Below are 14474 nucleotides of genomic sequence, written 5' to 3' on the forward strand. Positions count from 1 at the left end.
GGAACAGGACATGAGCCGTATCATCACCGTCGCCGCGACCCAGATGGCCTGCACCTGGGACATTCCCGGCAATATTGTCCGGGCGGAAAGCCTGGTTCGCAAGGCTGCCGCTGACGGTGCGCAGATCGTGCTGGTCCAGGAACTGTTCGAAGCGCCCTATTTCTGTCAGGACCAGATCGCCGAATTCTTCGATCTGGCAAAGCCCTTCGAGGGCAATCCACTGATCCGGCATTTCTCCCAGCTCGCCGCCGAGCTGGACGTCGTGCTTCCGATCAGCTTCTTTGAAAAGGCCGGGCAGAGCTATTTCAACAGCGTGGCGATCATCGATGCCGATGGAACCGTGCTCGGGTTCTACCGCAAGAGCCATATCCCGGACGGACCGGGTTATACGGAGAAATACTACTTCTCTCCGGGCGATACCGGCTTCGAGGTCTGGCAGACCAAGCATGCGACGATCGGTGTCGGCATCTGCTGGGACCAATGGTTCCCGGAGGCCGCCCGCGCCATGGCACTGCAGGGTGCCGAACTGCTGCTTTACCCGACGGCGATCGGCAGCGAGCCGCAGGATCCGACCATTGACAGCGCCGCCCACTGGCAGCGCGTCATGCAGGGCCATGCGGCTGCAAACCTGATGCCGGTGATCGCGTCCAACCGCATCGGCTTGGAGCCGGGCCGCAAGGGGACGGAACTGATCTTCTACGGTTCATCCTTCATCACCGACCAGACGGGTGCGAAGGTCGCCGAGGCCGACCGCATCAGTGAAACGGTGCTGACCGCCAGCTTCGATCTCGACGGCATCGCCAGACAACGCGCCGCCTGGGGCCTTTTCCGCGACCGCCGGCCGGAGCTTTATCATCCATTGTTGTCGCTGGATGGGCAGGGCTGAGGCGAAATTCCTCTTGCGCAAGTGGCATGGACCGGTTGGCTAGCCCTTTAGCCCTGCCAATGCCTCGGCGACAATGCCCTCGATGCTTTGTCCGATATCCACAGTGACGACACCGGGCTCGCCAGTCGGCGCCTCCAGAGTGGCAAGCTGGCTGTCCAGCAGCGACAGCGGCATGAAATGGCCAGTGCGGGCGCCCATGCGTTCCGTCAACAATTGGCGCGAGCCGTGCAGATAGATGAAGGCGAGATTTCCGTCGGTCACGGTGCGCAGACGGTCACGATAGACCTCCTTCAGCGCAGAACAGGACACCACGATCCCCTCGCCCCGCTCCAGCGATGCGGCTATTTCGCCACCGATGATGTCCAACCATGGCCAGCGGTCGTCATCCGTCAGCGGAGTACCCTTGGCCATTTTCTCAACATTGGTGGCCGGATGCAGGCTGTCGCCCTCGATGAAGGTCAGGCCCAGTTTTTCGGCCAATCCCGCCCCGACCGAGGATTTGCCGCAGCCGCTTACACCCATGACAATGATCGCCGCCGGGCGGCTGGTCGAGATTTCCTGCAAGATATCGCATGCTCCTCATTCGTCGCGGTGCCGTTTCGCGGCGACCTTAATGAGCGACGCCGCGATTTCCAAGCCGTCGGACGCAGCAGGCCGCCAACCGTCAGACGCGACAGCCTAACCGGCCCGAAGCGCGCCCGCGATCTTCTCCGCCATGGCGATCACCGGCGCATTGGTGTTGCCGCCGATAAGGGTCGGCATCACCGAGGTGTCAACGACGCGTAGGCCGTCCACGCCGCGCACCTTCAGGTCCGTGTCGACGACGGAAGCATCGTCAGCGCCCATGCGGCAAGTGCCGACCGGATGGTAGATCGTCTCGGCCCTAGCCCGGATCGCCGCTTCGAGTTCCATGTCGGACGAGCCAGCTGGATGAAGTTCGCTCTTGCGATAGCGGGACAACGGGGCGGCCTCCATAATGTCGCGCATAACCCGTGCGCCGGCGAGCATGCCATCGACATCGCGCCGGTCGGACAGATAGGCCGGGTCGATCAGGGGGGATGCCATCGGGTCCGCGCTCTTCAAGGACACGCGGCCACGAGAATGGGGTCTGAGCAGACAGACATGGCAGGAATAGCCGTAGCCCATGTGCATCCGACGCGCATGATCATCGACCATGGCGGTGACGAAATGCAGCTGGACGTCGGGCCGATTCAGCGCCGGATCGGTCTTGAGGAAACCGCCGGATTCGGCAAAGGTCGAGCGCAGGATGCCTGTGCCGTCGCGTCGCCATTCTCCCGCCGCCCGCGTCATGTCGCGTGCACCGGTCAGGCCGATCCCCATCATGTCGGTATCGGCGGAACGGTAGACGCTGGTATAGTCAAGATGATCTTGCAGGTTCGCTCCGACCTCCGATCTGTCCGCGACCACCGCGATACCGTGACGCTGCAGCGTCTCGGCCGGGCCGATGCCCGAGAGCATCAGCAACTGCGGCGACTGAAGCGCGCCGCTTGATACAATCACCTCGCGCCCGGCCAGCGCTTTTTCCTGCCGCCGCCCGAGGCGATAGGCGACACCGGTCGCCCGGCCCTTGTCGGTGAGGATACGGCTCGCGCGCGCGCCAGTGACGATCGTCAGGTTCGGCCGAGCCAGATGATCATGCAGGTAGGCGGCCGACGCCGAGCAGCGCTCGCCCTTCTTCGGCCCACGCCAGAACTGCGTCGCCTGGTAGAGTCCCAGCCCCTCCTGGTTGTCGCCGTTGAAATCCTCATTGTGCCGATAGCCCCGCGAGACACCCGCCTCGATGAAGGCCTGGTTGATCGGCCGTGCCCAGTCGGCGTTGGAGACCTGTAACGGGCCACCTGCCCCATGCAGAGGGGAAGCGCCGCGCTCATTGTCTTCGGATTTCACGAAGAAGGGCAGCATGTCGGCAAAGGACCAGCCCTTGCAACCGGCCGCGGCCCAATCGTCATAGTCACCGGCGTGGCCGCGTACATAGAGCATGGCATTGATCAGGCTCGAGCCGCCCAGCCCGCGACCACGCGGCTGATAGGCGCGCCGGCCATTGAGTTCGGACTGCGGTTCACTCTCAAAGCACCAGTTGGCAGAACGGAGCCATCCGGGCACGACCGCCGCGGCCCCGGACGGAACGCGCAAGAGCAGATCACGGCCATTGCCGCCAGCCTCAAGCAGGCAGACCTTGATGGCCGGATCCTCGCTCAGCCGCGCCGCCAGCACCGAACCCGCCGATCCACCACCAACAATCACGTAATCGAACATGTGAGTTGCTCCTCCCAAAGCTACTCCTGAGCACCAACGCGCGCCCTCCCCGCCCGGTCGATCGAGTCGACCTTCCGTTTACGTGAACGTACGTTTCTTGATGCTGACGCTCAAGGGTCGACGTGATGCGAAACGCGGTTTTTCAGCGATCAGGTCGGCGCCGGGGCAAAGAAAAACCCCGCCGCTTGGGATGAGCGACGGGGTCGAATGGAATGCAGGATACTCAGGAGGCGGAAAGGGGCACGACCGGCCTCGGAGCGCTGGGCCCCTTGCCAAATTCGTCGATGCCGAGCAGGAAATTGATTTGCGGCCGTGTCTTCACCAGATCGTCGATCGTGTAACCAGCCAAAACATCGAAGAAGGCGTTAAGTGCCTTGCGCAGAGCCGAGTTGAGGCCGCAGCTGTCGATCAGTGGACAATCGCTGTCACCGTCATCCTCGAAGCATTCCGCCATGGCGAAACTATCCTCGGTGACCTTGACCACGTCAAACAGAGTGATCTTGTCGGCCGGGCGTCCGAGCCGGATGCCACCATTGCGGCCTCGCACGGTCTCGACCAAGCCGGCCTTGGTCAGCGGCTGGAGAATCTTGAACAGGAAAAGCTCCGATACGCCATAAGACCTGGCGATTTCCGGAATACGGCTGAGATGATCCTTGTTCGCCGCCGCATACATCAGCATGCGAACCGCGTAATTCGTCTGTTTTGTCAAGCGCATGCGGATCTCCCTAGGCTCGTCGTGAGTCTCATATAGCGGATTTCGTAGTTTTGAACAATTCCAAAACACTCAAGTTCAGCCATCACGTGTCTGTGACGAAATGACGACGCCGTTGACAGCTCGGACCAATTCATGAATATGCCACTCAACAAAAAATAGGGACCCAAGGAAGGAGTTACCATGTTTTCTATGAGAAGCCTGCGCGCCGCATTGCTCGCCACCGCTGCGATCGGGGCCTCCGCCGCAGCCGCGCGGGCCGATGGCGAGGTCAATATCTATTCCTATCGTCAGCCCGAACTCATCCAGCCGCTGATTGACCAATTCACCAAGGAGACAGGAATCGAGGCCAACGTCCTCTTCCTCGACAAGGGCCTGGTCGAGCGCATCACCGCCGAGGGTGCCAATTCGCCAGCCGATGTCATTCTGACCGTCGACATCGGCCGTCTCGTCGAAGCCAAGGATGGCGGCGTTACCCAGCCGCTCGTCGACGAGACCATCAACACGAGAATACCGGCGCAATATCGCGATCCGGCCGGCGAATGGTTTGGACTGACCACCCGCGGCCGTGTTGTCTATGCCTCCAAGGAGCGCGTGCCGGAAACCGCGATCACTTATGAAGAACTCGCCGATCCGAAATGGAAGGGCCGGCTCTGCATGCGCGATGGCCAGCATTCCTACAACATCGGCCTGTTCGCCTCGATGATCGCCCACCACGGCGCCGAATACACCGAAAAATGGCTGACCGGCCTCAAGCAGAACCTCGCCCGCAAGCCGGACGGCAACGACCGCAGCCAGGCGAAGGCGATCATGTCCGGCGAGTGCGACATCGCACTCGGCAATACCTATTACGTCGGCCTGATGATGACCAACGACAAGGACCCGGAAGAGAAGGAATGGGCGGCCGCCACCAAGATCCTCTTCCCCAACGCCGCCGACCGTGGAACACACGTCAATATTTCCGGCGTGGCCCTCGCCAAGCACGCGCCGAACAAGGACAATGCCATCAAGCTGATGGAATTCCTGTCGTCCAAGGAAGCTCAGCAAATCTATGCCGAACAGGTGTTCGAATATCCGGTAACGCCGGGCGCGGAACCGTCCGAGATCGTCAAGTCCTTCGGGCCAATCAAGCCGGATACCTTGCCGCTGACCGACATCGCCGCAAACCGCAAGACGGCGTCGGAACTTGTCGACAAGGTTGGCCTGAACGACGGACCGTCCAACTGATTGCCGCTTCAGCAAGCAGACATGAAAACGGGCCTCTTCGGGCCCGTTTTTGTTTTGTCTGATTTGTGAAGCGCCAGCTCCGACCAAGGCCGAAGAGCGGATCGCCCCTCCCTGTGCGAAGAGAGGGGCGATCCGAGGGGCAGCAGGCTTACTTCATCGTCGGAATGGAAAACTCTGCGCCATCCTTGATACCCGACGGCCAACGCGAGGTGACCGTCTTGGTGCGGGTCCAGAACTTGATCGAGTCCGTACCGTGCTGGTTGAGGTCGCCGAAGGACGAGGCCTTCCAGCCGCCGAAAGTGTGGTAGGCGAGCGGAACCGGGATCGGAACGTTGATGCCGACCATGCCGATATTGATGCGGCTGGCGAAGTCGCGGGCAGCATCGCCGTCACGGGTGTAGATCGACACGCCGTTACCGTATTCATGCTTCATCGGCAGAGACAGGGCCTCCTCGTAGTTCTTGGCGCGAACGACCGAGAGAACAGGTCCGAAGATTTCGGTCTTGTAGATGTCCATGTCCGGGGTGACGTCGTCGAACAGGCAGCCACCGACGAAATAACCGTCTTCGTAACCTTGAAGTTTGAAGCCGCGGCCGTCGACGACGAGCTTGGCGCCTTCTTCCACGCCACGGTCGATCAGGCCGAGGATGCGGGTCTGAGCCTCCTTCGTGACGACCGGGCCGAAATCGGCCTTCTCGTCATTGTACGGGCCGATGCGCAGCTTCTCGACCATCGGCGTGAGCTTTTCGATCAGGCGGTTGGCGGTTTCCTCACCGACCGGAACGGCAACCGAGATCGCCATGCAGCGCTCGCCAGCCGAGCCATAGCCGGCGCCGATCAGCGCGTTTGCGGCCTGATCGAGGTCCGCGTCGGGCATGATGATCATGTGATTCTTGGCGCCACCGAAGCACTGGGCGCGTTTGCCGTTGGCTGTGGCGGTAGCATAGACGTAGCGGGCGATCGGGGTCGAGCCAACGAAGGAGACGGCGCCGATCTCGGGATGATTGAGGATCGCGTCGACCACGCCCTTGTCACCGTTGACGACGTTCAGAACGCCGGCCGGGAGACCAGCTTCGATCATCAGTTCGGCTAGGCGGATGGGCAGCGACGGATCGCGCTCGGACGGCTTGAGGATGAAGGCATTGCCGCAAGCGATCGCCGGAGCGAACATCCACATCGGGATCATGCCGGGGAAGTTGAACGGGGTGATGCCCGCGCCGATGCCGACCGGTTGGCGGATCGAATACATGTCGATGCCGGGGCCGGCACCCTCGGTGAATTCGCTCTTGGAGAGGTGCGGAATGCCGATGACGAATTCGCAAACCTCGAGGCCGCGGATGATGTCGCCCTTGGCGTCGTCAATCGTCTTGCCATGCTCCTTGGAGAGCATTTCCGCGAGTTCGTCCATGTTGTCGTTCAGCAACTGGACGAACTTCATGAAGACGCGCGCGCGGCGCTGCGGGTTGGTCGCAGCCCAGGCAGGCTGGGCCGCCTTGGCGTTTTCGACGGCGGCGTCAAGTTCGGCGTCGCTCGCGAGCGCGACGGTCGCCTGAATCTCGCCGGTAGCCGGATTGAAGACGTTGCTCGAGCGTCCGCTCGTGCCGGCGACGTGCTTGCCGCCAATGTAATGGCCGATTTCTCGCATGGATATGCCTCCTCAAGGGTCTTTTGATGGTGGGAGCATCCCACTTCGATTTGTACAAAGCAATGTTCTGGAATACAGAACCGTTGTGCATTTTTCGACATAAGGACTACGAAATGAACTGGGACGATGTGCGCATGTTCCTCGCCGTGGCGCGCTCCGGTCAGATCCTCTCAGCCTCGCGCCGGCTGGGAGTGAACCATGCGACTCTGTCGCGCCGTATCACGGCGCTGGAGGAATCGCTCAAGACCCGCCTCCTCGTGCGCCGCACCAATGGCTGCGAGCTCACCCCCGAGGGCGAGGTGTTCAGCCGGGCGGCAGAGCGCATGGAGACCGAGATGCTGGCGGCGCAGTCCGACATCGGTCGGGTCGACAGCGCGGTGGCGGGCACGGTCAGGATCGGCGCGCCCGACGGCTTCGGCGTGGCTTTCCTGGCCTCGCGTCTCGGCACTCTCACCCGCCGCTATCCGGCGCTGAAGATCCAGCTCGTGCCGGTGCCACGCGCCTTCTCTCTGTCCCAGCGCGAGGCCGATATCGCAATCACCATCGAGCGGCCGGAACAGGGGCGCCTCATATCCTCCAAACTCACCGACTATACGCTTGGCCTCTACGGCTCGCAGACCTATCTCGCCGAGGCCGGCAGCCCGGCCAATGTCGAGGCGCTTCGCGAACACACGCTGATCGGCCACGTCGAGGACCTCGTCTATTCCGCCTCGCTGTCCTATACTGGCGAAATCATGCGCGGCTGGGAATCCTCGTTCGAGATTTCCTCCGCCATCGGCCAGACCGAGGCCGTGCGCTCGGGCGCGGGCATTGGCATCCTGCACGACTACATCGCCCGCCAGCACGACGAACTGGTCCGCATCCTGCCGGAGATCACCATCCGCCGCGCCTACTGGACGACCTATCACGAAAGCGCCCGCGAGCTGGTGCGGGTGCGCACAGTGGTGCAGTTCCTACAGGAACTGATCGACGAGAGCCGGCAGATCTTTGTCTGATCAGGAGCAACGAGTCTAATGGCCCGGGGTCAGACATACGCCCCAGCCGCTGCCCTTGCGATAGTGCTTCTCGTTCTGGCACGGTGCGCCGGTCGTCGTGTTCCGGGATCCGCATTTGCGCACCTCACCGCTCTTGCCGATCCCCTTGCTCCGTTCCTTGCGCAGATAGCTCAGCCATTTCCTCCGCCTGTCACGCTCGGCGGCCCAGGCTGCCTTGTGTCCGGGCAACAGCCGCAAGACTTCATTCGCCTCGGCGATCGCCTCTTGCGAGCCCTCGATGTTGGAATAGATCTCCGGCGGTATCTTGAGCCCCTTGCGCGTGCGCTCGGCGATCAGCTTGTTCTGCCGAACGATATATCGGGTTTCCTCTCGGATATGCTTGTTTTCCAGCTTCTCGGCATCCTCGTTGCGAATGACCTGATTGCGCGCATCCTCGACCAGCGTCTCATAGTGCAGGATCGCAGCATCGAAATCGCTGATCGATCCCGGAAATTTGGGCGGCTCCCCGACGTAATCACCCGGGGTCAATGACGGCCAACCTGGAATGGCGGGTAAGTTCGGCAATGATGTCACGGCAGTCCTCGATGTCACGGCAATCCTCGATGTCACGGCAATCCTCCCTCTTTTCGCGGAAGAGTGACGCACACCCTCCCCAGAGATCCCATACAAGTCGCACAAGAAATATCGGACCGAATTGCAACCGCCGTCAAATTATCTTTTGCATAGGTTGTATCCGCAGCCCCGCATGGCGGCGCGAATGATGAGCTTCAATGGCAGGAGAAGTCGATCGTCTGCGGCACCACCAGCCCACCGAAATAGGCAAGATCCAGCCTCTCCTTCAGCAGATAGGCACAGCGCCCATCGTCACCGCGGATGACCACTGGCGCCTGCTCTGCCAGTCTTAAAGCGACCACATAGTCCCGATCCCGCAGCAGCACCTCGACGGCGTGTCCCGGCGGCAGGTCGACCGGCGCGTCAAGCAGGAAAGCCAGGGTGACGGTGACAATTCCGCCTTCACTCGCCGCATGGAACGCAGCTGGCGTGGGCAGGCGGAGCGGTTGGCCGTTCGCGCTGACTTCGGCGAAGAAACCGAGGGGCTGGAGATCGGCGATCAACGATTGGCGCAGTGTAGCCGTTTCCGTTTCGTCAAAGGCACCATCCCCGTCCCGGTCATAGCGGTCGAGCAAGCGTCGGCTATAGCCGGCATCGAACGCGAGGCTTTCGACCACTGAGGACAGCCGACCGGCTTTTACATCGAAGAGCAGCCGAGCGGTGACTGCTATATCGGGGTGCGCGGCAGCCGCAAATGGCCAGGCACAGCAGAGCAGGAGCGTGACCAGACAGCGGCGGGAGCTTGGGCTATAGCGCATCTACTTTCCCGCCCCATCGAGTTGTTTCAGGATCGGACCGAAACCCTCATCTTCGTCCGCCCCCGACATTGCCGGGAAAGGCGGTGGCTCCGGGGCGGTCCGTTTCGAGGCGACATAGGCGCCGCCATAGAGCAGGCCGATGGCGATCAACCAGCTGGCAAAGATGCGCACCGCGATCGCAAGCCAGGGGCGGTAGAAGCCGGAGACAAGAAATGCGATGCTGACGATGAGCCATGCCTCCACCGCAAGCGCCGAAGGCAAATAACTTCTCGCATGCAGGGTCGGATCGCCGAGCAGCGTCGCGATGGCGAGAACGGCAGCGGCCGGCGCCAGCAAGGGAAAGGCGAACCAGGGCCGTATGGCGCGAGGCAGGACGAGCGGAACACCGATCAGCACGCAGGCGATCGGCCCCGTCAGGAACATGTGGGCGCCAGCACCCGGCAACCGTGCGGCCAGGACGAAAAACACCTCGCGAAACGCTATACCCAAGCCTGCTCCAACGACAAACAGCGCCATGGCGACGGCCATTCCGCCCCCTCGCATCTGCCCGAGAAGCAAGCCAAGACCGACGAGCGGCAGCAGCCGTTCGGCAGTGATCAGCGATGCGAGCGGAAAATCCACCCAACGCGCTTGGCCTGAGAGAGCGTATGCGACCGCGATCGCAACGAGGCCGGTCAGCGCCAGTGCAGAGCCTGCCCGCAGCATGACCGCACGCAACATGGGAGCGCGCCCTCCCTGATCAGGCAACGAGGAAATAGAGACCTCCGAGACCGATCAGCCCCCCCAGCGCACGGGACAATTCGCCCTCCCGGAACCGCTGAAAGGCCAGGCCAACGGCGATGCCGGCAATATGGATGAGGCCTGTGGCCACGACGAAGCCGATGGCAAAATCGGCTGGGTCGCTCGCTGCCGGCAGTTCAGCGCCGTGGGCATAGCCATGGAAGATGGCGAAAACGCCGATCACCAGCACGGCCAACCATTCCGGCGGGTGCCAGACGAAAGCGATCGCCGCGCCGAGCACGATAATGGAAAGGGCGATGCCGCTTTCAACCGCCGGCAGCGGCAGGCCGGCAATGCCCATCATTCCACCCAGCACCATGATCAGCGGAAAGACGATCGGCAACGACCAGACGGCACGCCCGCCCATCTGCGCGCCCCACAGGCCGACGCAGAACATCGCAAGAAGATGGTCGATGCCCGACAACGGATGTTCGAAACCGGAGAGGAAGCCGCCCGTCTCGCCCTGCAGGATATGGGCCTCGGCATTGCCCGGCACGGCAACCATCACCAGTACGGCAAAAAGCGAAGAAACAGCAAAGCCAATGGGCAGTCTAGAAAACGGCATTGTCCAAATCTCCAAATCGGCTGGCGCGTTTGCGGCGTTGCTTAGTCCTTGGTCTGGTCGTCGCCCTCGCGACCGAACATAAAACTGGCGCTGCGCCCAACCCCGCGCCCACCTCGACTATACCCGAATCGCCGTTGATTGTAGATGGATCTGTGTCGCAGACGAGGCAACAGGCCGTGCTGACGGCGAAAATACCGGAGATCCCACCATGACCCATTGTTCGAGGTCCGACCGTCACCGCCCGGCGACGGACAACCCAGGTCCGCGTCGATCGACGGTCTCGACCGCACTCGGCTGCCTTGCCCTCATCCTGGCCTCCAGCCCCCCTTCTACGGCGTTCGCCCATGACCTCGGTGGCGTGATGGGCGGCTTTGGAAGCGGCTTCGGCCACCCCCTTGCCGGGTTCGACCATTTCCTCGCCATGTTGGCTGTCGGGCTCTGGGGCGCGCAGATGGGCGGGCGGGCCGTCTGGTCGCTACCGGCCACCTTTCCGCTGATCATGTGCATAGGCGGAGTGGCCGGCATGCTGGGCCTCATGCCGGACGCGACGATCAAGATCGCCATCGCCCTTTCGCTGATCACCCTTGGCGGCGCCATCGCGGCGCGTTGGAAAGCGCCGGAGTGGGCGGCCCTGCTGATCGTCGCCCTCTTCGCGATCTTCCACGGCTACCCGCACGGGCAACTGACGCTGCGCGCCGCAGATCCGGCCGCCTTCACCGTCGGCTTCGTCGTCTCAACCGGTGCGATCCATATACTCGGTATCGCTGTCGGCTATGGCCTTGGCCGTATCTGGAACGGCATGCTGGTGCGCGCGCTCGGCCTCGCCATTGCCGCCAGTGGTGTCTACTTCCTCATCACCTGAGCGTAATCACCCTTTCGGCTAGGCTTTTCAGGCTGCGGACCGGTCGCGTCTTCTGACCGGCACCAGTCCGAGCACCAGGGCGCAGCCGGCGATAATGACGCCGCCGCCTGCCAATTGCATGATCGACAGCGGCTCGCCCAGGAAGACCGCGCCGACCAGAACGGCAGTGGCGGTGACGGCGAATTCCACGCTGATCGCCCGTGTCGCTCCAATCGAGGCGACCAGCCCGAAATAGAGCACATAGGTCATTCCGCTCATAACCATGGCGGCGATCAGCAGATAACCATAATCGACGAGCCGCGGAACATGCGGCACGGGCACGACGAAGAGCAATGGAAGGGTCATCAGTCCGCCGAGCAGGAAGGCGCCGATCGTCACCTCCCAGGCACCGACGCCCTTCAGCTTGTGGCTGGCATAATTGCTGCCGAAGGCGGCGCAAAGGCACGCGAAGATCGTCCCGGCACAGCCGAAGACGAAGGTGGCTGTCACCGGCACCGCGGGGAAGCCGACCAGCAGAACCACGCCGGTAAAGCCGATCAGCAGGCCGGCGAGCCGCTGCGGCGTGATCCGCTCCAGGCCCCAGACCTGGCCGATCAGCATGGAAAACATCGGGATGGTGGCGACCAGGATCGCCGCCATGGCCGTGCCGATCAGCGGCGTGGCATAGGAAAGCCCGATCAACTGGCCGGCAACCGTGGTCGCCCCGACGACCGCATAGGCCCACCAGCCACCACGAAACTTGAGGCCGCGTCCCGTTGCCCGCGCCAGAAGAAAAAGCGTCATCCCGGCGATAAAGGAACGGAAAGTCACCGCGCCGACCCAACCGAAGGCCGCAACGATTTTGAGCACCAGCAGGAAGGACAGCCCCCAGGCGATAGCCAGGAACAGATAGACGGCAACATCCTTGGGCTTCATCGGGCGTCCTGGGAAAGCGCGGAGGGAAAAGATCGCAGTGAAAAACCGAACGCTGCCTATCGCCGGCCGAGGAACCGGTCAAGGTGGACACCGCGTTAACACGCTTCGGAAGCCGGCCCGCCTCAAATCGCTCGCTGCCTGACGCATGAGTCCAAAACCGCTTACCTCAGCCGCTCACTTTTCCCGAGCCACCTCCAGCGCCATGGTTCACCGGCTAAGTCAGGTAACTTTGATGTTCTCTGTACCAATTGACGAATGCCTCGACGCCAACATCCAGACGCGTGCATGGCTTTCGATTGACAAGTGCAAGCAACAAATCGGGACTTGCGAAGGTCTGCGGTACGTCCCCCTTCTGCATCGGCAACATCTTCCGTTTTGCAGATTTGCCCATGCAGTTTTCGATTGTTTCAACGAAGTCCAACAACCCCACGGGCTGACCACCGCCGATGTTGACTATGCGGAACGGCCCTTGTTGTGACAACGTGTCGATACCGGCGACCCGATTTTCCTCAGCGGGGCGAATGAGTGACAGGTCGACAATTGCATCCACGAGGTCATCGACAAAGGTGAAGTCGCGGCTCATCTTGCCTTCGCCGTAGATCTCGATCTCCTGGTCCTCGATCATTGCCTTGACGAATTTGAAAAGCGCCATGTCGGGTCGACCCCACGGGCCATAAACCGTGAAGAAACGGAAAGCGGTCGTCGGCACCTTGTAGAGGTGAGCGTAGCTGTGCGCCATCGCCTCCATCGCTTTCTTGCTCGCGGCATAGAAAGTCAACGGCTCGTCAGCTTTGTCCGTTTCACAGAACGGCACTTGCGCATTGGCGCCGTAGACCGATGACGTCGAGGCAAGCATCAGGTGCCCCACGTTCAGCTTTCGGGCCACCTCAAGCACGTTCCATGAGCCGATCAGGTTTGAATCGAGATAGGCCTTCGGGTTTTCCAGACTGTAACGAACACCGGCTTGGGCCGCGAGATGGATGATCACGTCTGGCTGGAATGCACGCGCGGCATCCATCAGCGTGTCCTGGTCCTCCAGCATTGCCTCGACGGCGCGAAACTGCGGAAACTGCACAAGGCCGGCAACCCGCGCTTCCTTCAGACGAAGGCTGTAATAGGGCGTCATCCCGTCATAACCCAGCACCTCGTGCCCCTCCTGGAGCAAACGCCGCGCCAGGTGAAAACCGATAAAACCTGCCGTGCCCGTGATGAAATAGCGCATGTCCGTTAGGCTCCTTGCTTTATTCTCTTCCCACGCCAAAGCAGCATGAAACCATAGGCCTCTGGCTCAGATGCTCGGTAGACGTTGCGCGGGTCGACAAACACTGGCGTTTTCCTTAGCCCCTTCAGGCGGTGAAGATCCAGTGCGCAAAAAAGCACTTCACGCGATGATCGAAATCGCCGCGATCGCGTCTTGCACCGCTTTGTCGGGACGTACGGCGAAGTCAATTTCCGACGCAGGATATTCCGTAGGCATTCCGCAGAATTCGAAACCAGGATTTCGACTTCTCGAACCCGTCGAAATCTCTTCGGAAGATCTGATTTTCTGTGGAAGAAATGGTACGGTTGGGGGGTCTCGAACCTCCGACCTCAGGTGCCACAAACCTGCGCTCTAACCAACTGAGCTACAACCGCACATTCGACGCTCGAAAACGTCGTGAGGCGTCACATACGGGCAGCCGACTTTTTTTTCAAGCCCTTTCTGCACGCAACGCAAAAAGGGCCGGGCGAATGCCCGGCCCTTTGATCCTTGGGAGGATATTGACTTGAAATCAGGCGGCCTTGAAGGTCGACATGACCTTTTCAGCGGCTTCCTTGCCCGGCTTCACGACCGTTTCAGCCACCTTTTTGGCGGCTTCCTGCATGGCCTTGGCCTGTTCGACGGTGACTTCGGCCTGCTTGCGGATGAAGGAGGTCTGCAGTTCGACGAGTTCGGCGATCGACTTCACACCGAGCAGGGCTTCCATGTGCGACAGCGACATTTCGGCATTGGTGCGCAGCGCGTCGATGGCCTTGAGGCCGAGTTCGACAGTGCCAGCCTGGGCAGTCTGCATCGTGGTCTCGACGGTCTTCGTCGCATCTTCAGCGGCGGTCTTCATCTTGGCATAGGCATCCTTCGACTGGGCTGCGCCCTTTTCGGCGAAGTCGCGGAAGGTCTCGGTCACCTTGGCCGGATCGAAGGCGGTGGCAGAGAAGGAAAAGACGTCCTTGGGGGTATTGGCAGCCATTGCAATTGCTCC

15 protein-coding genes and 1 tRNA gene are annotated in these 14474 nt (G+C 61.6%); 4 read left to right on the forward strand and 12 right to left on the reverse strand.

All coding sequences use genetic code 11. The features are described 5' to 3' along the window. Window positions 1-10: 10 nt before the first annotated feature. Window positions 11-886 (forward strand): N-carbamoylputrescine amidase, encoded by an 876-nt coding sequence (gene aguB, locus RNA01_RS10510; RefSeq protein ID WP_147180150.1) that lies wholly within the window; start codon window positions 11-13, stop codon window positions 884-886. 39 nt (window positions 887-925) lie between these two features. Here aguB and RNA01_RS10515 read toward each other — a convergent pair whose 3' ends face one another. The 3 genes from RNA01_RS10515 to rirA form a co-directional block, all read right to left on the reverse strand. Next, window positions 926-1408 carry a gluconokinase gene (locus tag RNA01_RS10515; protein ID WP_147180224.1) on the reverse strand — a complete coding sequence of 161 codons (483 nt, stop codon included), beginning with the start codon at window positions 1406-1408 and terminating at the stop codon, window positions 926-928. A 156-nt stretch (window positions 1409-1564) separates the two neighbouring features. After that, window positions 1565-3163, reverse strand: coding sequence for a GMC family oxidoreductase (locus tag RNA01_RS10520; RefSeq protein WP_147180151.1), 1599 nt, complete (start codon window positions 3161-3163; stop codon window positions 1565-1567). 223 nt (window positions 3164-3386) lie between these two features. Further along, window positions 3387-3878 (reverse strand): iron-responsive transcriptional regulator RirA, encoded by a 492-nt coding sequence (gene rirA, locus RNA01_RS10525; protein WP_147180152.1) that lies wholly within the window; start codon window positions 3876-3878, stop codon window positions 3387-3389. 189 nt (window positions 3879-4067) lie between these two features. Between rirA and RNA01_RS10530 the strand changes: the two genes are divergently transcribed. Beyond that, window positions 4068-5102, forward strand: a complete 1035-nt coding sequence (locus RNA01_RS10530) for a Fe(3+) ABC transporter substrate-binding protein (RefSeq protein WP_371864059.1) — start codon at window positions 4068-4070, stop codon at window positions 5100-5102. Between the two features lie 148 nt (window positions 5103-5250). Here the strand turns inward: RNA01_RS10530 and RNA01_RS10535 are convergent, their stop codons facing one another. Beyond that, window positions 5251-6747, reverse strand: a complete 1497-nt coding sequence (locus RNA01_RS10535; protein WP_147180154.1) for a CoA-acylating methylmalonate-semialdehyde dehydrogenase — start codon at window positions 6745-6747, stop codon at window positions 5251-5253. A 113-nt stretch (window positions 6748-6860) separates the two neighbouring features. On the opposite strand from RNA01_RS10535, the gene RNA01_RS10540 reads away from it, so the two are divergent. Next, window positions 6861-7742 (forward strand): LysR family transcriptional regulator, encoded by an 882-nt coding sequence (locus RNA01_RS10540; protein ID WP_147180155.1) that lies wholly within the window; start codon window positions 6861-6863, stop codon window positions 7740-7742. A 15-nt stretch (window positions 7743-7757) separates the two neighbouring features. On the opposite strand, the gene RNA01_RS10545 is transcribed toward RNA01_RS10540, so the two are convergent. From RNA01_RS10545 to RNA01_RS10560, 4 genes are all read right to left on the reverse strand, one after another. Continuing rightward, window positions 7758-8351, reverse strand: coding sequence for a hypothetical protein (locus RNA01_RS10545; protein ID WP_170253412.1), 594 nt, complete (start codon window positions 8349-8351; stop codon window positions 7758-7760). Between the two features lie 158 nt (window positions 8352-8509). Continuing rightward, on the reverse strand, window positions 8510-9112 hold the full coding sequence (locus tag RNA01_RS10550) for a DUF1007 family protein (RefSeq protein ID WP_147180157.1): 603 nt from the start codon (window positions 9110-9112) through the stop codon (window positions 8510-8512). Then, window positions 9113-9832, reverse strand: a complete 720-nt coding sequence (locus RNA01_RS10555) for a hypothetical protein (RefSeq protein ID WP_147180158.1) — start codon at window positions 9830-9832, stop codon at window positions 9113-9115. A 19-nt stretch (window positions 9833-9851) separates the two neighbouring features. After that, entirely contained in the window at window positions 9852-10457 is a 606-nt protein-coding gene (locus tag RNA01_RS10560; protein ID WP_147180159.1) for a HupE/UreJ family protein, read from the reverse strand. Window positions 10458-10665: 208 nt separating this feature from the next. Between RNA01_RS10560 and RNA01_RS10565 the strand changes: the two genes are divergently transcribed. Next, window positions 10666-11319 carry a HupE/UreJ family protein gene (locus tag RNA01_RS10565; protein WP_147180160.1) on the forward strand — a complete coding sequence of 218 codons (654 nt, stop codon included), beginning with the start codon at window positions 10666-10668 and terminating at the stop codon, window positions 11317-11319. Between the two features lie 27 nt (window positions 11320-11346). On the opposite strand, the gene RNA01_RS10570 is transcribed toward RNA01_RS10565, so the two are convergent. From RNA01_RS10570 to RNA01_RS10585, 4 genes are all read right to left on the reverse strand, one after another. Continuing rightward, window positions 11347-12234, reverse strand: coding sequence for a DMT family transporter (locus tag RNA01_RS10570; RefSeq protein ID WP_147180161.1), 888 nt, complete (start codon window positions 12232-12234; stop codon window positions 11347-11349). A gap of 214 nt (window positions 12235-12448) precedes the next feature. Beyond that, complete coding sequence (locus RNA01_RS10575; protein ID WP_147180162.1) at window positions 12449-13456, reverse strand: NAD-dependent epimerase/dehydratase family protein; 1008 nt, start codon at window positions 13454-13456, stop codon at window positions 12449-12451. A 336-nt stretch (window positions 13457-13792) separates the two neighbouring features. Continuing rightward, window positions 13793-13869 (reverse strand) — tRNA-His (locus RNA01_RS10580). 137 nt (window positions 13870-14006) lie between these two features. Continuing rightward, window positions 14007-14462 (reverse strand): phasin, encoded by a 456-nt coding sequence (locus tag RNA01_RS10585; protein ID WP_147180163.1) that lies wholly within the window; start codon window positions 14460-14462, stop codon window positions 14007-14009. Window positions 14463-14474: the final 12 nt, after the last annotated feature.

Source organism: Paenirhizobium naphthalenivorans, from assembly GCF_007992095.1.
Taxonomy (GTDB): Bacteria; Pseudomonadota; Alphaproteobacteria; order Rhizobiales; family Rhizobiaceae; genus Allorhizobium; species Allorhizobium naphthalenivorans.